The sequence below is a fragment of the Amycolatopsis sp. NPDC051128 genome (genome assembly GCF_040682715.1).
GTDB lineage: Bacteria > Actinomycetota > Actinomycetes > Mycobacteriales > Pseudonocardiaceae > Amycolatopsis.
The window spans coordinates 29,358-46,640 of the sequence record NZ_JBFBBN010000051.1 but is presented as its reverse complement, the minus strand read 5'-3'; the positions used below and the strand labels follow the sequence as shown (position 1 = coordinate 46,640).

Here is a 17,283-nt window from a genome sequence, read left to right as displayed (position 1 = left end):
GCGTAGGACGCACCGAACGCCACGTTGGGTGTGCTGGACGCGCCGAACGCCACATTGGGTGCGCTGGACGCGCCGAACGCCACATTGGGTGCGCTGGACGCGCCGAACGCCACATTGGGTGCGCTGGACGCACCGAACGCCACATTGGGTGCGCTGGACGCACCGAACGCCACATTGGGGCGCATGAGTCTGGCGCCAGCGTAGGCGCCCCTGGCCCCGGCCCGGCCCGGCCCGGCCCACCTTCGTGGCTGCGCGAAGCGGGCGCGCCACTCTGGATCGATTTCGTGAAAACGTCACTACCGGACGTGGTTCGACATAATCCGCGAATCGGTTGTCGGTGAATATCCGACCGGCTGGAAATACCCTTTTCGTATTGTCACTTCCCGTAGTCGGTCGAGTGATTACGGTGGTCATGAACGCGGCATAGGGTCGGACTCGAAGCCGTCGTTCGCTGGATGACGTGGCAACTTGCTGCTTCTGCTCCAGGATCGACAGGTCATCCGGCACAACTCTGCGGATTGCGTAGTCAAAGTCGGCGTCGTGAGCCTTAACCTTGCGTGATTCTTCACCTTGAATCGCACTGGGGAGTGAATGAAGCCGACGTCACCACCTTGGTTCCCGCGCGCCCAATCGCCGTCGGGAGTCGACTTCCGGCGATGACGCGAGCCGGCTGCATCAGACGTTTCGAAGAAATCGCCCAAAAGTCGCCCAAGCGGATCGCCGTCGTCGAGCACGACTCGGCGGTGACCTACGCCGCGCTGGCCGCACTGGCCGGCGGGTACGCCGCCCGGCTGCTCGACGCCGGGGTCCGGCCGGGCGAGTTCGTCGGCCTGGTCACCGGGCACGGCACGCGGGCGATCGCCGCGATCCTCGGCACCCTGTCCGCCGGGTGCGCCTACGTCCCGCTGGACCCGACGTTCCCGCGGGACCGCCTGGCCCACCAGGTCGCGGCGGCCAGCGTGTCGGCCGTGCTCGCCGACCCCGAGCACGCCGGCCTCGCGGAGATGTTGTGCCGCACCGGGTCCGCGCGCGTCGTCCGGACCGGTGCGGACACCGCGCCGCTGCCGGTGCCCGATCCGGACCCCGACGCGCCGGCCTACGTGCTGTTCACCTCCGGGTCCACCGGCACGCCGAAGGCGGTCGCCCAGACCCACCGCAACCTTGCTGCACGTGGTGGACAACCAGATCGCGACCCTCGGCATCACCGCCGCCGACCGGGTCAGCCTGCTGGCCTCCTTCGGCTTCGACGCGGCGATCCCCGACCTCTACCCGGCGCTGCTGACCGGCGCCGCCGTCGTGCCGGTCGACGTGCGCGCCCACGGCGTCGCCCACGCGGCGCGCGAACTCGCCCGGCACGAGGTGACCGTCTACCACTCGACGCCGACGGTCGTCGAGGACTACTGCGCGCGCAACGGCCAAACCTTCGAGTGGACCGAAGAGGGCCTGCGCACGCGGCACGTCCGGCCGTCCTTCGTGGACGAGCCGCACACGGGTGCCACCGTGTGGTTCAACCAGGCCAACCTCTTCCACGTCTCGAGCCTCGGCGAGGAGGTGAGCGAGGTGTTGCTGGAGCTGTACCCGGAGGCCGACCTGCCGCGCAACGCCTACTTCGCCGACGGCAGCCCGATCCCGGTCGCCGACCTCGACAAGATCCGGGAGGTCTACGACGAGGTGAGCTACGCGTTCCCGTGGCAGGATGGGGACATCATGGTGATCAACAACATGCTGATGGCCCACGGCCGCGAGCCGTTCACCGGCAAGCGGCGCATTCTCGTCGCGATGACGGGATGACCGCCTCCGTCGTGGTCCTGCTGGCTCACCCCCGGCCCGGGAGCTTCAACCACGCGCTCGCCGAGCGGGTGCGCGAGACGCTGACCGGCGCCGGGTTCCCGGTGCGGTTCCACGACCTGTACGCCGAAGGCTTCGACCCGGTGCTCACCGCGGAAGAGGCGTACACCAGCGGCGGCCAGGCCGAGGAGTTCCTCGCCGCCGAAGCGGATCCACTGGTGCGGCGGCACCGCGACGAGCTGCGGGACGCCGGCGGCCTCGTGGCGATTCACCCGAACTGGTGGGGCAAGCCGCCCGCGATCCTCAGCGGCTGGCTCGACCGGATCCTCGTCCCCGGCGTGGCGTACCGCCTCGACGACGCCGGAGGCGCTCCGGAGTCGTTGCTCGGGCTGCGGCGGTTGCTGGTGGTGAACACCTCCGACACCACCGAGGAGCGCGAGCGGACGCTGTTCGGCGACCCGCTCGACGCCATCTGGCGGCGTTGCCTGGCGCCGTACCTCGGCGAACCGGAGGTGCGCCGCCTGGTGCTGCGGGTGGTGGCCGACGCCGGCGTGCAGGAGCGTGCGGCGTGGCTCGACGACACCGAAACGGAGGTGCGACGGCTTTTCGGTGGTCATTGACCGGTTCCGGCCACTTGCGCGACCACCTGCGCGGCGCGTGAGAAAACCGGTTGGGGCCGGGGATCCGGCGACCTAGGCTCGGGCGGTGTCCTTCACCAGACCCGAGCCGCCGTACTACGCGGTGATCGTCAGCAGCGCCCTCGACGCCGACCACCTCGACGGCTACGCGGAGATGGACTCGCGGATGGCCTCGCTGGGCCGGGCCCAGCCCGGATACCTGGGCCGCGAGTCCAAAACCGACGCCGACGGCCGTGAGCTGACGGTGCTGTACTACCGGGACGCCGAGGCGATCGCGGCGTGGAAGCAGCATCCGGAGCACCTTGAGGCGCAGCGGCGCGGCCGGGACCAGTGGTACGCGGACTACCACATCGAGGTGGCGAAGGTGGAGCGCGCGTACGGCTTCAAGCGGCCGGAATAACGGCATCCGCCTCTCGCCGACGAGAGGGATCGGCCGTCGCGAATGACTCATTCGCGACCTCCGAAAGCCGACACCCGCCCGGCGACGAACCAGCCGGAGGCCGCTCAGGCCGGAGCCTTCACCCCGAAGTCCACGTCGGCGGTCTGGACCGTGCCCGCGGTCCGGCCCGGCGCGGTCTGGTACTGCCAATACAAGTTCGTGTGCGCGATGACCTGGCCGGGCGGCGGGGCGCCGTACGCCGACAGGTCCTCCGTCGTGTGCGCGTCGGCCACCAGGACCGCGTCGTAGCCGCGGGCCAGCGCGCCGTGCAGGGTCGAGCGGATGCACGCGTCCGTCTGGGCTCCCGCGACCACCAGCCTGCCGATGCCGCGCGTGGCCAGCACCGGCTCGAGGTCGGTGGCCTCGAACGAGTCGCCGTACTCCTTGTGCACCAGCGGTTCCGGTTCGCGGCGCACGAGTTCGGGCACGTACTGCCAGGTTTCGCTGCCGCGGGGCAGCTCGTCGCTGGTGTGCTGGACCCACACCACCTCGGTGCCGGTCGCGCGGGCCTTCTCCACCAGCGTCGCGACGTTGGCGACGATGGCGTCGCGGTCGTGGGCTGTCTCCATCACGCCGTTCTGGACGTCGACGACGAGCAGGGCGGTGTTCGGACGGTCGGTCAACGTGGTCATGGCGCCACGATAACCGGCACCACCGACATTTTCGGACGTAGCATCAGCCACCATGGACTACGGGATGCTGTTGCTCGGTGTCGTCGTGCTCGTCGTGGTCGTCGCCCTGGGTTCGTCGGCCACGGACCGGCGGCTCACCCGGGTGGACCGCCACCTTTCGCGGGTGGAACGGAAACTGGACGCCAGCGCCGACCGGCTCGGGGTCGTCGTGACCGAGCCGGAACTGGCCGAGGTGACCGCGTTGCTGCGGCAGGGCAAGAAGATCCAGGCGATCAAGGCCTATCGCGAAAGCACGGGCGCGGACCTGAGGGAGGCACGCGACGCCGTGGAGCGGCTCGCCTAGGGCGCCCCGCCGATGTGCTTCGCGGACACCGCTTCCCACACCGCGTCGAAGTCGTTGTACCGGTCGCTGTGCGGCAGGCCGCCGAGCGAGCCGAGCACGGAGTCGCCGCCGCCGGCCGCGGCCGCGCGCCGCAGGAGCTCGTCCCGGCCGCAGGGGTACTCGGTCCCGTCCAGGTGCTGTCGCAGGCTGTCCCGGTCCGGATCAGACATCGCACACCTCCTGTTCGATCTCTCCCGGGCGGCGTACCCGGCGTGCCCGGCGCGGAAACTCAGCCGGCGACGATCGTGTGGTCCGACCGCGGCAGCAGCTCGCCGATCACCGGGTGCCCCGGCAGTTCCCCGGCGACCAGCAGGCCACCCGACGTCTGCGCGTCGGCCAGCAGCAGTGCCTCGTCCTCGGCGATCCGGGACAGGTCGGCGTGCGGGCGCACCCAGTCGAGGTTGCGGTGGGTGCCGCCGCTGACGTACCCGTCGCGCAGGGCTTCGCGCGCGCCGTCGAGGTACGGCACGGCCGCCGGGTCGAGGCGGGCGGTCACGCCGCTCGCCCTGGCCAGCTTGTGCAGGTGGCCGAGCAGGCCGAAGCCGGTGACGTCGGTGGCGCAGACCGCTCCGGCGGCGAGCGCGGCACGGGCGGCGGCGTCGTTCAGCGTCGTCATGACGTCGATCGCCTGCCCGAACCGTTCGCCGGTGGCCTTGTGCCGCGAGTTGAGCACGCCGACGCCGAGCGGCTTGGTGAGCGTCAGCGGCAGGCCGGCGCGGCCGGCGTCGTTGCGCAGCAGCCGCGAAGGGTCGGCGACCCCGGTGACGGCCAGGCCGTACTTGGGCTCGGGGTCGTCGATGCTGTGCCCGCCCGCGAGGTGGCAGCCCGCCCGGCCGCAGACGTCGAGGCCACCGCGCAGCACTTCGGCGGCGAGCTCGAACGGCAGCACCTCCCGCGGCCAGCCGAGCAGGTTGACCGCCACCACCGGCGTGCCGCCCATGGCGTAGACGTCGGAGAGCGCGTTGGCGGCGGCGATCCGGCCCCAGTCGTAGGCGTCGTCGACGACCGGGGTGAAGAAGTCCGTGGTGAGGATGAGCGCGGTGCCGCCGGTGATCCGGACCGCGGCCGCGTCGTCGCCGGTGTCGAGGCCCACCAGCAGCTCGCCGGCCGGCTCGGCGGGCGAGCCGCCGGTGAGGCCGCGGACGGCCGCTTCCAGCTCGCCGGGCGGGATCTTGCAGGCACAGCCGCCGCCGTGCGCGTACTGCGTCAGTCGGTAACCCACCGGTTCATCGTGCCCGCCGCCCGCGTCCTTGGCAGGATGGCTCCCATGGCGCAGGGAGGCGTATCCGGTCTGGTGACCGGCACGGTCTTCAACACCGTCGAGCGGCAGGTTCTGCCACTGGCGGGTTCGATTCCCGTCCGCCTCCGCCATGCCTGACCCCCGCCGCGCGATTCCGCGCACCGACGCGCTCCTGTCCGAGCCCCGGATCGCCGGGTTCACCGGGACACTCGGGCGTGACCTGGTCAAGTCGGTGATCCAGGACGCCCAGCGCGCCGCGCGGGCGGGTGAAATCGCCCCGGACGGCGTCGTCGACGCCGTCCTCGCGCGGCTCCCGGCGAGCGCGTCCTCGCTGCGCCCGGTCGTGAACGCGACCGGTGTCGTCGTGCACACCAACCTCGGCCGGGCCCCGCTCTCGGCCGCCGCGCTCGACGCGCTGACCGCCGCCGGCGGGGCCACCGACGTCGAATTCGACCTCGCGACCGGCGACCGCGCCCGCCGCGGCCGGGGCGCCCTGTCCGCGCTGGCCGCGGCCGTGCCCGACGCGGGCGCGGTGCACGTGGTCAACAACAACGCGGCCGCCCTGCTGCTCTGCGCGCTCGCACTGGCCCCGGGCCGGGAGATCGTCGTCAGCCGGGGCGAGCTGGTCGAGATCGGCGACGGGTTCCGCATCCCCGGCCTGCTGGAGTCGGCCGGCTCGCGGCTGCGCGAGGTCGGCACCACGAACCGGACGTCGGCCAGGGACTACGCCGAGGCGATCGGCCCGGACACCGGATTCGTGCTCAAGGTGCACCCGTCGAACTACCGCGTCACCGGGTTCACCTCGGAAGCGGCCGTCGGCGAGCTGGCGGGCCTCGGCGTGCCGCTCGTCGCCGACATCGGGTCCGGCCTGCTCGCCCCGCACCCGCTCCTGCTGGCCGAACCGGACGCCGCGAGCGCGCTGCGAGCGGGCGCCACGGTCGTCACCGCCAGCGGCGACAAGCTGCTCGGCGGCCCCCAGGCCGGCCTGCTGCTCGGCGACGCCGACGTCGTCGAACGGCTGCGGCGGCACCCGGCCGCGCGGGCCCTGCGGGTCGACAAGCTCACGCTCGCCGCCCTCGAAGCGACGCTGCGCGGGCCGGAACCACCCGTCCGCGCGGCCCTCGAGGCTTCCGTCGAGAGTCTCCGGCTCCGGGCCGAAACCCTGGTCAGGGGCCTGGAAGGCGTGGACGCCCACGTGGTCGGGTCGGTGGCGGCCGTCGGCGGCGGGGGAGCACCCGGCGTGGAGCTGCCCAGCGCCGCGGTGAGCCTGCCCGCCCGGTACGCAGTGGCGCTGCGGACGGGTCACCCCGCGGTGGCCGGCCGGGTCGTGCGCGACCGCTGCCTGCTCGACCTGCGGGCCGTGCGGCCGGAGGAAGACGCGAAGCTGCTGGAAGCCGTCCGCCGATGCGGGTGATCGTCACCGCCGGGCACGTCGACCACGGGAAGTCCACGCTGGTGCGGCGGCTGACCGGGATGGAGCCGGACCGGTGGGCCGAGGAGCGCCGCCGCGGGCTCACCATCGACCTCGGGTTCGCGTGGACCCGGATCGGCGGCGAGGACGTCGCGTTCGTCGACGTGCCGGGTCACGAACGGTTCGTGCCGAACATGCTGGCCGGCGCGGGCCCGGTGCCGGCGGTGCTGTTCGTCGTCGCCGCGGACGAGGGCTGGATGCCCCAGTCGGCCGAGCACCTCGCCGCGCTGGACGCGTTCGGGGTCCGGCACGGCCTGCTCGTCGTCACCAAGGCCGACCGGGCCGATCCGGCGGCCGCGACCGCCGTCGCGCTGCGGGAAATCGAGGCGACGTCGCTGGGCGCCGTGCCGAGCGTCGCCGTCAGCGGGATCACGGGCGCGGGCCTCGACGGGCTGCGCGCGGCGATCGGCGAGCTGACCGGTGGCCTGCCACCGCCCGACCCGGGCGCCGACCTCCGGCTGTGGATCGACCGCGCCTTCACCGTCGCGGGCGCCGGCACGGTCGTCACGGGCACCCTCGCCGCCGGGACGATCGCCGTGGGCGACGAGCTGGAGCTGGGCACGGCGCGGGTGAAGGTCCGCGGCCTGCAGGCGCTCGGCGCACCCCGCGACCGCGTCGGCGCCGTGGCCAGGGTGGCGGTGAACCTGCGCGGCACCGCGCGCGGCGACGTCCGGCGCGGCGACGTCCTGCTCACGCCCGGGCGGTGGCGCGCCACGGCCGGGTTCGACGTCCGGCTGCGCGGCGCGGCCGCCGCCGACCTGCACCGGGACCTGGTGCTGCACCTGGGCACGGCGGCGGTGCCGGTGCGGGTCCGCCCACTGGGGACGGACACCGCGCGGCTCACCACGGCCACCCCGCTGCCGCTGCGCGTGGGTGATCGCGGGCTGGTGCGCGACCCGGGTGAGCACCGGATCGCCGCCGGGTTCGACGTCCTCGACGTCCGCCCGCCACCGCTGTCCCGCCGCGGCGCGGCCCGGGCGCGGGCGAGCGAGCTCGAAGAACCGGACCTCGCCCGGACCTACCTGCGTCGCAACGGTTTCGTCCGGATCGAGGACTTCGCCGCGATGGGCCTGCCCGAGACGGGCGAGCGGCTGGGCGGCTGGCTCGCCGACCCGGAGCGGTTCGCCGGGCTGCGCGCGGAGGCCGAAGAGCTGGTGCGCGGCTGGGACAGCGTCGCCGCGGGCATGCCGGTGGAGGCGCTGCGGCAGCGGCTCGGCCTGCCCGCGGCCGAGCTGGTCGTCCCCCTGCTGAGTACCGGCTTCGAGGTCGCGGGCGGCCTCGTCCGGCGGCCCGGCGCCGGGCTCGCCCCGGCGGTGGAGAAGGCCCTGGAGACGGTGGAGAAGCAGCTCGCGGAGCACCCGTTCCGCGCGCCGGAAGCGGACCAGCTGCGCGCGCTGGGCCTGGGGCGGAAGGAGCTGGCCGCCGCCGTCCGCGTCGGCCGGCTGACGGCGGTCGCGGAGGGCGTCGTGCTCGGCCCGGACGTGGAAGAGCGGGCGGCCGCCGAACTGCGCGGGCTGCCGCAGCCGTTCACGGTTTCGGAGGCGCGCCAAGCCCTCGGCAGCACCCGGCGGGTGATGATCCCGCTGCTGGAACGCCTCGACGCGGCGGGCCGCACGGAATCCCTGGGCGACGGAACCCGCCGCGCGAGTGATGGCGTCCACAAAGGACCCTGAGCACGTCGTGGTCCCGCGGCGGGAACGGCTCAGTCGCCGGGGAGGCCGCTGAAGAAGTCGCCGAGCGCCGACGCCAGTGCTTCCGGGTTGTCCTCCGCCATGTGGTGCCCGGACTTGATGGCGTAGGCGTCGCGCAGGTCCGTGGTCCAGTCGCGCCAGATGGCCGGGATGTCCCCGTGCATCTGCTCGAGGTCGTCGAGGCTCGACCAGAGGATCAGGACGGGGCAGGTGATCCGTCGTCCGGCGGCCTTGTCGGCGTCGTCGTGGGCGCGGTCGACGCCGAGGCCCGCCCGGTAGTCCTCCAGCATCGCGGTGACGGTGGCCGGGTTGTGGATCGCGCGGTGGAAGTCGGCGAAATTCTCCTCGCCGAGCCGCTCCGGCGTGTTCTTCGTGCCGACGTTGTACCAGGCGTCGGGATCCGCGTTGATCGCCCGCTCCGGCCGGTCCGGCTGGGCGAAGAAGAACCAGTGGTACCAGGCCTGGGCGAACTCGGCGTGGACGCGGGCCAAGCTCTCGCCGACCGGGATCGAGTCGAGGATCGCCGCGCCGCGGACCACGTCCGGGTGGTCGAGGGCGAGACGCGTCGCGACCAGCGCACCGCGGTCGTGGCCGGCCACGAAGAACCGCTCGTGCCCCAGCTGCCGCATCAGCGCGACGCAGTCGGCCGCCATGACGCGCTTGCTGTAGGGCGTGTGGTCGTCGTCCGTCGGCGGCTTCGTGGACTCCCCGTAGCCGCGGGTGTCCGGGCAGACGACCGTGAACCGCTCCGCGAGCCGCGGGGCGACGCGGTACCACGTCGTGTGCGTGCGCGGATGCCCGTGCAGCAGCAGGACCGGCGGTCCCGACCCGCCGTGGCGGACCCGCAGGGTGACGTCCCCGACCTCGACGCGGTCGAGTGTGAATCCTTCGAACACGGATTACCCCCAGAGGAGCTGCCGCGCCCCCGGATCCGGTGGCGCGGCAGCGGCGGACGCGTCAGTTCTTGTCCGTGACGCCCTTGACGGCGTCCTTGATCTTCTCGCCTGCCTGCTTCAACGAGCCCTTGGCCTGCTCGGACTTGCCCTCGGCCTGCCACTGCTCGTTGTCGGTGGCGTTACCGACGGCTTCCTTGGCCCGGCCCTTGAGCTCTTCACCCTTGTTCTCGAACTTGTCGTTCATCGGTGCACCTTTCGTCGCGAGGCGACATTTCAGGATCGGCCAGTCGCCAAAAGGGCCTTACCGGTCGGTTACCCCCTCGCTTCGCGCCTACACATCAGCGAGCCGGCAGATGCCCGCCCAGCTGTTCGATCCGCTGGATCGCCGGCTCCGCGAGGATGCCGTGCACCAGCACCGACACGGCGACGGCGAGCGCGCCGACCCGCCACAGCACGTCCTGCTGGGGCATCGGGAGCCGGTTGAGCGCGAAGGCGAGGTAGTAGAGCGTGCCGATGCCGCGGACGCCGAAGAACGCGATCGCCGCGGTGGCCGGCCGCCCGGGTGACGGGGCGCCGAGCAGGCAGAGCCAGCCGACCACCGGCCGGACCACCAGCACCGCGACGACGGCGATCACCACTTCGAGGGGGCGCAGGCCGGCCAGCAGCCCGTCGCCGACGGCCAGCCCGAGCCCGAGCAGGGCGAGCGGGACGAACAGCCGTTCCAGCTGGTGGCCGAACGCGTGCAGGACGCCGTGGTACTCGTGCTCCCGCTCCTGCGTGCGGACCGCGACCGCCGCGACGAACACGGCGACGAACCCGTTGCCGTGGACGACCTCCGAGAGCGCGTAGGGCAGGAAGGCGAGGGCGAGCAGGACCAGCCCGTCGGCGTACTCGGCCAGCCGGATCCGGTCCGACGCCGTCCGGAAGATCGCCCAGCCGAGCAGCCGCCCGGACGCGAGGCCGACCGCGACCCCGATCGCCAGGGGCAGCAGCAGGTCCACGAGCACCCAGGACACGTCCAGTTCGGGCTCGCTGCCCGCCAGCGCCAGGCCGAGCAGGACGAACGGCATGGCCAGGCCGTCGTTGAGGCCGGCTTCCGTGGTCAGCGTGAAGCGGATCTCGTTGTCCCTGGCCAGTTCCGGCTCGACGTCGGGGTGCGGCACGCCGACGTCGCCCGCCAGCACCGGGTCGGTCGGCGCCAGCGCCGAGGCCAGCACCAGCGCCACGCCGGGGGCGAGCGCGAGCCACCAGTGCCCGAGCGCGGCGATCGCCAGGATGGACAGCGGCATGGTCAGCGCGAGCAGCCGCCACGTCGAGCTCCACCGCCGCAGGCCGAACGGCCGGTCGACGGACAGGCCCGCCCCGGCGAGCGAGACCAGGATGCCCAGCTGGGTGAAGGATTCGACGCCGTGCAGGTGGGCGGCCGGGTCGCCCCAGCCGTTGCCGTACGGGGCCGGCAGCGGCAGCAGCCCGAGCACGATCCCGGCGACGAGCATCACCAGCGGCACCGAAAACGGCCGGTCGGCGACGAGCTTCGGCACGATCGCCGCGGCGAGCGCGAGCAGGCCCGCCACGCCGAACAGCACAGTCAACGACGACAACGGGTTTCCTCCTGCCCGCTCGGGCCGCGCCATCGCGGGCGAGGCGAGCGTAAGCCGGGGTTCCGCCGGGCGCAGCGCGATCGCCGGGCGCCACGGGGCCGGGTAGCGTGACGGGAGAAAGGCCTTCCGGTGGTTCCGGCGGGCCGGAAACCCGTGAGGAGGCCGCGGTGACGGGGACGAACGGGGCCGGCGGGGCCTGCCGGTTCTGCGGCGGCAGGCGGGATCCCCGCGTGCCGGGCCGGAACGGGCCGATCTGCGTGGAGTGCGTGCGGGCGGGCCTGCGCGTCGTGCGGGACGGCGCGGACCGGGAGACTGGGACCGGCGACGTGCTGGCGGCGGTGACGTCGCCGCTGGCCGCGGTCTGCGGGTTCTGCGGCCGCCGGGAGCGCCGCACGTTCCTCGGGCTCCGGCGCCCGCTGCTGCGCGTCAGCTGCGCCGCGCGGGACGCGGTGATCTGCGCGGACTGCCTCGACCACGCCGGGGACGCGCTGAACGTCGCGCTGCGCCGCTGAGGGCGTTTCCGGCCCGGTCCGGACGGGTAGCCGGATGCGCATGACGTCCACTCAGGGAAACCTCAAGCGGACCGAACCCGTCACCGCGTCGGTGGTCGAGACCGTCCGGGTCGCGGTCGAGGTGGCACTGCCCACGCTGGCCGGCGGGGTGATCAAGCGACGTCCCACCGCGATGGCGGTGGCGGAGAAGCTGCGGTTCGACCGCCCCGCCGTGAAGCTGCTGGCGCGGCTGCGGGACCGGCACGACGGGCGGCCGCTCAGGCTGCGCGTGCCCGGCCGGCCGGTGGAGCTGGCTCTCGCCGCCGAAGACGTCGGGACGCTGCTGGCCGGGGCGCCGACGCCGTTCAGTCCGTCCACAGTGGAAAAGCGCGCCGCGCTGGGGCACTTCCAGCCTCACGGCGTGCTGATCTCGGACGCCGGCGACCGCCGTCCGCGCCGCCGGTTCACCGAAGCCGTGCTGGAGCCGGGCCGTCCGCTGCACGAGCTCGCGGCGCCGTTCGCGAGGGCGATCGCGGACGAGGCCGCCGTCGTGCTGAGCGAAGCCACGCACGACGGCGAGCTGAGCTGGGACGCCTTCAACGTCGCGTGGTGGCGGCTCGTCCGCCGCGTCGTGCTCGGCGACCAGGCGCGCGACGACGACACGGTCACCGACCAGCTGGCTCGTCTGCGGCTCGACGCGAACTGGGCCTACGTGCACCCCCGGCGCAAGCAGCTGCGCGCCCGGTTCCACGAACGGGTGACCGCGCACCTCGGCCGGGCCGAGCCCGGCAGCCTCGCCGCCGTGATCGCCGAACTCGGCGCCGACGGCAAGGTCAGCCCGGCCGACCAGGTGGCGCACTGGCTGTTCGCGTTCGACGCGGCGGGCATGGTGACGTTCCGGACGCTGGCCCTGCTGGCGACGCACCCGGCGGCGCTGGACCGCGTCCGCGCGGACCTCGACGGCGTCGACCTCGCCGAACCGAACCAGCTGTCCTACCTGCGAGCCTGCGTGCTGGACACGATCCGCCTGTGGCCGACCACGCCGATGGTGCTGCGCGAAACCACCGAGAAGACGTCCTGGGGCCCGGCGGGAACGACGGTGCTGGTCTTCACGCCGTTCTTCCACCGCGACGCGCGGCTGCCCTACGCCGACCGGTTCGAGCCGGACATCTGGCTCGACGGCCGGGCGGACGCGAACCCGGCGCTGGTCCCGTTCAGCGCGGGCCCGGCCGTCTGCCCGGGCCGCGACCTGGTCCAGTTCTGCGCGAGCACGATGCTGGCGAACCTGCTGCGCGGCCACGGCTTCGAGCAGGCGTCCGGACCGGTGCTGTCCCCGGACCGCCCCCTCCCGGCCACCCTCGACAACTTCCACCTCCGCCTCAAGCTCCTCCCGGACTGATACGCCCCAATGTCGCCTTGGGTCAAGGCCGTGAATGGCTCATTGAGGGACTCTATGTCCCTTAATGGGCCATTCACGGCTGTGGGCGAGCACCTGAAACCGGGCCAATCGGGCTAATCGGGCAGCTAGCGCCCGTGGTCAACCACCGCGCGGGCGGGAAAGCGTTTCCGCTCAACCGGCCTTCCGTGATCCGGCCGCCTAGGCTGGAAACGACGGCGAAGCCGAGACGGGGGTTTGACATCGATGTCAGTGCTCTGGGGCGTGTCGTTCGACGCCACTCCGCTGTCCGGGGTCGTGGTCGAGTTCCTCAAGACCGCGCGCCGCCTGGCCGCCCGCGGATACCGCGTCCACCTCGACCTCGGCTACGACATCAAGGCCGACAAGGGCGCCTTCTTCCGGCCCTACCGCGACGAGGCGCGGTTGCTGCCGGAATGGGTCGCCCTCGACCGCGTCGAGGGCGTCGAGGAGATCCCCGGCTACGACAGCGCGTTCGCCGGACGCGTCCTGAGCGAGGTCGTCCAGGCAGGGAAGGACGCCCTGCGCCCGGAAATCGACCGGATCGCCGGCGAGCTGGCCGACCGGATCGTGGCCACCTGGGAACGCCTCGGCGTGACGATGGTGATGGTGGAGAACGGCACCCTGCCGGAGAATCTCACCTACACCGAGGCGCTCTACCGCGCGATCGACGTCTACGGCGCCCGGCACCGGCTCGGCCGGTTCGTGTTCTGGCGCGACCACGACCTGATGTGGCAGAGCGAACCGGGCATCGCCAAGTACGGCTGGTTCCCGTACGCGAGCGTCCCCGCGCCGCGGAATTCGCCGCACATCCACTACTTCGCGCTGCACGAGCAGGCGAAGGCCAGGACGCTGGAGTGGGTGCCGGACCTGGTGAACATCGACGTCCTGCCCAACGCGTTCACCATCGCGCCCGCGCGGATCGACGAGCGCAACGCGGGATTCCGGCGCGACCACGGGATCCCCGACGGCGTCCCGCTGCTCGCCCGGATCACGCGGATCATCCCGCAGAAGCGCCTCGACCGGGATCTCCACCTCCTCGCGCTGTTGCCCGGCACCTGGCTGTTCGTGGCCGGTGACGTCGGCGAGGCGCCCGCCGAGCACGATCGGCTCGCGGGCCTCGCGACCCGGCTCGGCGTGCGCGACCGCGTCGTGTTCGGGGGCTGGCTGACGCCGTACGACACGGCCGTGCCCGGCCGGTACTCGGTGCGTGACCTCCTCGCGCACGCGACGATCGTGTCGTTCCTGACCTCCTACGACTACGAGAGCTACGGAAACCCGATCAGCGAAGCCATCGCTTCCGGCACGCCGTACATCACGAGCGGGTACGAGCTTTACGACGCCGTCTACGGCAGCAAGGGGTTCCGGGCGCCGGTGCTGGACATCCGGACCCGCGACCTGCCGGACGAGGCGTTCGCCCGCGCCGTGGCCGAGCTGATCACCGACGAAGGGAAGCGAGCCGAAGTGGTAGGGGTGAACCAGGAACTGGGGCGGGCACGGTTCGGCACCCGGGTCGTCGACGACCTGGTCGAACGGCTGTACCCGCCGCCGATGCGGCCCGGCACGCGGCTGAGCGTCGTGCTGCCGGTGTACAACGAGGCCGCGAACCTGCGGGAGGTCCTGCGGACTCTGTACGACCAGCGCGACGGCGACGCGCCGCTGGACAAGAGCCGGTACGAGGTCGTCGTCGTCGACAACAACTCGACCGACGACACCGTCGACCTCGCGCACGCCTTCGCGGCCCGGCATCCCGAGCTGGCTCTGCACGTGATCCACGAGCCCGAGCAGGGCGTCTCGTGCGCGCGGCGGGCGGGGATGGACTTCGCCGTGGCGCGCAGCCGGAACCGGCCGGACACCGGCCCGGGGGAGCGGTTCTACCTCGTGTCGGCCGACGCGGACTGCCGCGTCGACGCGCACTGGCTGAGCGAGCTGTTCGCCGCGATGGAGTCGAGCAAGGCCGCGATCGGCGTCTGCGACTACTACTACAACGAGGACCACTTCACCGGCCGGCCGCGGCTGTGGGACGCGATCCAGCGGACGCTGCGGTGCCGCGCCGTCACGTTCGCGCTGTTCGGCGGCTTCCCCGACGGCAAGGGCTTCGCCGTCGAGCGCGACGCCTACGAGCGCGCCGGCGGCATCGAAATCTTCTACCAGCTGCGGGACGGCGAGTTCGTCAACCACCTCTCCGACGACTGGGACTTCGGGATCAAGGTCGCCAGCGGCGGGGACGCGATCACCTACGTGCCGCGCTCGCGGGTCGAGATCAACCCGCGCCGCGTCGACCACGCGATCGACGAGGTCATCGCCGGCCGGGCCTACGGCTCGGACGGCATCATCGTCATGCGCGACATCCGGCCGTCGACACCTGCCCTCGGCGTCGACCTCACCCAAGCCGAAGCGCGGCAGGCGTGGGAGTTCTCGATCAAGGACTTCACCCCGAAGAACACCATCCTGCCGGTGCTGCTGACCCCGGCCCTGCTCGAGGACGACGCCGTCATCGCGTTCTTCGGCGCCGACCTGGCCGCCCGGCTCGCCCGACGGATCGCCGAAATCCGCGACGAGACGCGCGTCGTCGACTTCACGCCGATCCACGCCTACAAGACGCCGTCGTACCGGCTGTACTTCGAGTTCGCCGACGAGCTGTTCGCCTGCCTGCGGCGGCACGTCGGCGAGGACATCGGCTTCCCGCCGCCGTTGCCGCCGTGCCTGGCGGAGGTCCCGGCCGAGCGTTTCGCGGAGTTCGTCCGCTACTACTGCGAAGACCGGGAATCCGGAGAAGCCCACAACTATTTCGGCAACGGAGGGGTGTTCTGATGACGCTCGCCTACGAAGCGGCGCTCGGCTCGCTGCACGGCATCGACCCCGCGTGGCCCCGGCCCGCCGTGCTCGACGTCCTCTCGCTGCCGGAAAACCGGCATCTGCTGGACTTCGTGCAGGAGGATCCGTTCGGGGCGCACGTGTTCCCCGGCAACGAGCCGGCCTCCCCTCTCGAGTTCCTGCGCGATCTCGACGCGCAGCTGGCGTCCAGTGGCCCGATCCACCTGTGGTCGTACATCCCGACGTGCGCGTACCGCTGCCGGTTCTGCCAGTACCCGGTGGTGCTGGTCAAGGGGAAACCCGAAGTGGCGTACGAGAAAGCCAAGCACTGGGTCGACCTCAACATCCGTGAGGCGCGGCTGTGGCTGGCCGCCGTGCCGCACCTGGCCGGCGCCGAGGTGGGCGAGTTCAACGTGTTCGGCGGCACGCCGTCGCTGCTGCCGGAGCCGGAGATCCGCCGGCTGCTGGACTTCTACCGCGAGAACTTCGGGTTCACCGCGGACACCACGGTCCGCTTCGAGGGCGACCCGAGCACGTTCACCCCGGCGAAGCTCGACCTGCTGCGGGAACTGGGGTGCACCAAGCTGTCCAGCGGTGTCCAGTCGTTCGACGACCACGTCCTGGAGCTGTGCGGGCGCGAGCACAGTGCCCGGATGTGCGTCGACTTCGTCCGCAATGCCCGGGCGGCCGGGTTCGAGTGGGTCAGCATCGACCTCATGTACGGCCTGCTCGACCAGAGCCTCGCCAGCGTCCGCCGCGACCTCGACGTCGTGCTGGAGAACGAGGTCACGGCCGTGGTGTGCACGAAGCTGCACCTGGCGTCCTACAGCGACACGCGCACCGGCGTCACCGGCGAGAAGCCGGCGGCGTGGCAGCTGCCGTCCTACCGGGACAAGCTGGTGCGCGACGGCCACCGCTGGCCGACGCTCGGCGAGCAGTACCAGATGCGGGAGCTGCTCACCGAAGGGCTGCGGTCGGCGGGCTACACGGAGCACCCGACGATGTACTTCGCGCGGGGCGGGCTGGGACCCGAGAAGTGGAAGGCCATCATGGTCGACCAGGACAAGCAGGAGGCCGAGGTCGCGATCGGCCTGGGCGGCAGCTCGAGCTGCCGCGCGTCGGAGGCGATCACCGACGTGAACTCCCGGCGCTACATCGAAACCGTGGAGTCCGGCCGGATCCCGCTCGGCTCGGCGACCCGGTTCACGCCGGAAGCCCAGGAGGCGCGGGCGGTGAAGATGGCGCTGACGACGTTGCGGCCCCTGCGGGATTCGCTCCACGCCGCGAGGTTCCCGGGGCGCTCGCTGTTCTCCGAGCCGTGGCTGGGCAAGTTCCGTTCCCTGGCCGCGCGGGGACTGGTCAGGCTGCGGCCGGACGACGGCGTGATCGAGCTGACCCCGGAAGGCGAGGTGCTGGTCGAGGCGATCATCACCACCGAGCTGTGACCGCCGAGGTTCACCGGTTCGGGACCGCGCGTCCCGTGCGCGCGGCCCGGCTCAAGCGCCCCAATGTGGCGTTGGGTGCGTTGGATGCAACCAAAGCCGCATTGGGTGCGCTGGACGCACCGAACGCCACATTGGGTGCGCTGGACGCAACCAAAGCCACATTGGGTGCGTTGGACGCACCGAACGCCACATTGGGTGCGTTGGACGCAACCAAAGCCACATTGGGTGCGTTGGACGCAACCAAAGCCACATGGGGGCGCTTCCCGGCCGCTGACAAGATCGGACACGACCGCCCTGGCGGCCTTGTCGCCGCGGGCGCGGCTCCCTACGATCGGCCG

16 protein-coding genes, 1 tRNA gene and 2 pseudogenes are annotated in these 17,283 nt (G+C 72.3%); 12 read left to right on the top strand and 7 right to left on the bottom strand.

What is annotated here, in order from left to right; genetic code table 11:
• Positions 1-185: pseudogene (locus AB0M82_RS36510) on the bottom strand (2-oxo acid dehydrogenase subunit E2); the annotation flags it as partial.
• A gap of 471 nt (positions 186-656) precedes the next feature.
• On the opposite strand from AB0M82_RS36510, the pseudogene AB0M82_RS36505 reads away from it, so the two are divergent.
• The 4 genes and pseudogenes from AB0M82_RS36505 to AB0M82_RS36490 form a co-directional block, all read left to right on the top strand.
• Positions 657-1,112: pseudogene (locus AB0M82_RS36505) on the top strand (AMP-binding protein); the annotation flags it as partial.
• A 58-nt stretch (positions 1,113-1,170) separates the two neighbouring features.
• A complete protein-coding gene (locus AB0M82_RS36500) occupies positions 1,171-1,791 on the top strand; it encodes a TauD/TfdA family dioxygenase (RefSeq protein WP_364732073.1) in 621 nt (206 codons plus the stop codon).
• Entirely contained in the window at positions 1,788-2,408 is a 621-nt protein-coding gene (locus AB0M82_RS36495) for an NAD(P)H-dependent oxidoreductase (protein ID WP_364732167.1), read from the top strand. The genes AB0M82_RS36500 and AB0M82_RS36495 overlap by 4 nt, the downstream gene beginning before the upstream one ends.
• Positions 2,409-2,493: 85 nt before the next feature.
• Positions 2,494-2,826, top strand: a complete 333-nt coding sequence (locus tag AB0M82_RS36490; RefSeq protein WP_364732070.1) for an antibiotic biosynthesis monooxygenase — start codon at positions 2,494-2,496, stop codon at positions 2,824-2,826.
• A 104-nt stretch (positions 2,827-2,930) separates the two neighbouring features.
• On the opposite strand, the gene AB0M82_RS36485 is transcribed toward AB0M82_RS36490, so the two are convergent.
• Complete coding sequence (locus AB0M82_RS36485; RefSeq protein ID WP_364732067.1) at positions 2,931-3,497, bottom strand: isochorismatase family protein; 567 nt, start codon at positions 3,495-3,497, stop codon at positions 2,931-2,933.
• A gap of 52 nt (positions 3,498-3,549) precedes the next feature.
• On the opposite strand from AB0M82_RS36485, the gene AB0M82_RS36480 reads away from it, so the two are divergent.
• The gene (locus tag AB0M82_RS36480) at positions 3,550-3,840 is read left to right on the top strand and encodes a hypothetical protein (protein ID WP_364732065.1); all 291 of its coding nucleotides are present in this window, start codon (positions 3,550-3,552) and stop codon (positions 3,838-3,840) included.
• On the opposite strand, the gene AB0M82_RS36475 is transcribed toward AB0M82_RS36480, so the two are convergent.
• Positions 3,837-4,049, bottom strand: coding sequence for a DUF2795 domain-containing protein (locus AB0M82_RS36475; RefSeq protein WP_364732062.1), 213 nt, complete (start codon positions 4,047-4,049; stop codon positions 3,837-3,839). The two genes, AB0M82_RS36480 and AB0M82_RS36475, sit on opposite strands and share 4 nt — an antisense overlap.
• Before the next feature lie 59 nt (positions 4,050-4,108).
• Positions 4,109-5,101: a selenide, water dikinase SelD gene (gene selD, locus AB0M82_RS36470; protein ID WP_364732059.1), complete on the bottom strand. Its 993-nt coding sequence runs from the start codon at positions 5,099-5,101 to the stop codon at positions 4,109-4,111.
• Between the two features lie 54 nt (positions 5,102-5,155).
• Between selD and AB0M82_RS36465 the strand changes: the two genes are divergently transcribed.
• The 3 genes from AB0M82_RS36465 (at position 5,156) to AB0M82_RS36455 (ending at position 8,263) form a co-directional block, all read left to right on the top strand.
• Positions 5,156-5,250: transfer RNA gene (locus AB0M82_RS36465), tRNA-Sec, on the top strand.
• Positions 5,250-6,533, top strand: coding sequence for an L-seryl-tRNA(Sec) selenium transferase (selA, locus tag AB0M82_RS36460; protein ID WP_364732057.1), 1,284 nt, complete (start codon positions 5,250-5,252; stop codon positions 6,531-6,533). Before AB0M82_RS36465 ends, selA begins: the two co-directional genes overlap by 1 nt.
• Positions 6,524-8,263 carry a SelB C-terminal domain-containing protein gene (locus AB0M82_RS36455; RefSeq protein WP_364732054.1) on the top strand — a complete coding sequence of 580 codons (1,740 nt, stop codon included), beginning with the start codon at positions 6,524-6,526 and terminating at the stop codon, positions 8,261-8,263. The genes selA and AB0M82_RS36455 overlap by 10 nt, the downstream gene beginning before the upstream one ends.
• 29 nt (positions 8,264-8,292) lie before the next feature.
• Here the strand turns inward: AB0M82_RS36455 and AB0M82_RS36450 are convergent, their stop codons facing one another.
• The 3 genes from AB0M82_RS36450 to AB0M82_RS36440 form a co-directional block, all read right to left on the bottom strand.
• The gene (locus AB0M82_RS36450; RefSeq protein WP_364732051.1) at positions 8,293-9,177 is read right to left on the bottom strand and encodes an alpha/beta hydrolase; all 885 of its coding nucleotides are present in this window, start codon (positions 9,175-9,177) and stop codon (positions 8,293-8,295) included.
• A 61-nt stretch (positions 9,178-9,238) separates the two neighbouring features.
• Positions 9,239-9,421 (bottom strand): CsbD family protein, encoded by a 183-nt coding sequence (locus tag AB0M82_RS36445; protein ID WP_364732048.1) that lies wholly within the window; start codon positions 9,419-9,421, stop codon positions 9,239-9,241.
• Positions 9,422-9,515: 94 nt separating this feature from the next.
• On the bottom strand, positions 9,516-10,778 hold the full coding sequence (locus tag AB0M82_RS36440; RefSeq protein ID WP_364732046.1) for a cation:proton antiporter: 1,263 nt from the start codon (positions 10,776-10,778) through the stop codon (positions 9,516-9,518).
• 167 nt (positions 10,779-10,945) lie between these two features.
• Here AB0M82_RS36440 and AB0M82_RS36435 point away from each other — a divergent pair, with 167 nt between their 5' ends.
• The 4 genes from AB0M82_RS36435 (at position 10,946) to AB0M82_RS36420 (ending at position 16,945) form a co-directional block, all read left to right on the top strand.
• Positions 10,946-11,290 carry a hypothetical protein gene (locus tag AB0M82_RS36435; RefSeq protein ID WP_364732044.1) on the top strand — a complete coding sequence of 115 codons (345 nt, stop codon included), beginning with the start codon at positions 10,946-10,948 and terminating at the stop codon, positions 11,288-11,290.
• Between the two features lie 40 nt (positions 11,291-11,330).
• Positions 11,331-12,668 (top strand): cytochrome P450, encoded by a 1,338-nt coding sequence (locus AB0M82_RS36430; RefSeq protein ID WP_364732042.1) that lies wholly within the window; start codon positions 11,331-11,333, stop codon positions 12,666-12,668.
• A 243-nt stretch (positions 12,669-12,911) separates the two neighbouring features.
• On the top strand, positions 12,912-15,497 hold the full coding sequence (locus AB0M82_RS36425) for a glycosyltransferase (RefSeq protein ID WP_364732041.1): 2,586 nt from the start codon (positions 12,912-12,914) through the stop codon (positions 15,495-15,497).
• Positions 15,497-16,945, top strand: a complete 1,449-nt coding sequence (locus AB0M82_RS36420) for a radical SAM protein (RefSeq protein ID WP_364732039.1) — start codon at positions 15,497-15,499, stop codon at positions 16,943-16,945. The genes AB0M82_RS36425 and AB0M82_RS36420 overlap by 1 nt, the downstream gene beginning before the upstream one ends.
• Positions 16,946-17,283: the final 338 nt, after the last annotated feature.

What these genes read in the sequence shown, in the direction of transcription:
- AB0M82_RS36420 (WP_364732039.1), top strand. Translation starts at nt 15,497, where the DNA reads ATGACGCTCGCCTACGAAGCGGCGCTCGGCTCGCTGCACGGCATCGAC.
- AB0M82_RS36495 (WP_364732167.1), top strand. Translation starts at nt 1,788, where the DNA reads ATGACCGCCTCCGTCGTGGTCCTGCTGGCTCACCCCCGGCCCGGGAGC.
- AB0M82_RS36475 (WP_364732062.1), bottom strand. Translation starts at nt 4,049, where the DNA reads ATGTCTGATCCGGACCGGGACAGCCTGCGACAGCACCTGGACGGGACC.
- AB0M82_RS36480 (WP_364732065.1), top strand. Translation starts at nt 3,550, where the DNA reads ATGGACTACGGGATGCTGTTGCTCGGTGTCGTCGTGCTCGTCGTGGTC.
- AB0M82_RS36425 (WP_364732041.1), top strand. Translation starts at nt 12,912, where the DNA reads ATGTCAGTGCTCTGGGGCGTGTCGTTCGACGCCACTCCGCTGTCCGGG.
- AB0M82_RS36430 (WP_364732042.1), top strand. Translation starts at nt 11,331, where the DNA reads ATGACGTCCACTCAGGGAAACCTCAAGCGGACCGAACCCGTCACCGCG.
- AB0M82_RS36455 (WP_364732054.1), top strand. Translation starts at nt 6,524, where the DNA reads ATGCGGGTGATCGTCACCGCCGGGCACGTCGACCACGGGAAGTCCACG.
- AB0M82_RS36485 (WP_364732067.1), bottom strand. Translation starts at nt 3,497, where the DNA reads ATGACCACGTTGACCGACCGTCCGAACACCGCCCTGCTCGTCGTCGAC.
- AB0M82_RS36445 (WP_364732048.1), bottom strand. Translation starts at nt 9,421, where the DNA reads ATGAACGACAAGTTCGAGAACAAGGGTGAAGAGCTCAAGGGCCGGGCC.
- selA (WP_364732057.1), top strand. Translation starts at nt 5,250, where the DNA reads ATGCCTGACCCCCGCCGCGCGATTCCGCGCACCGACGCGCTCCTGTCC.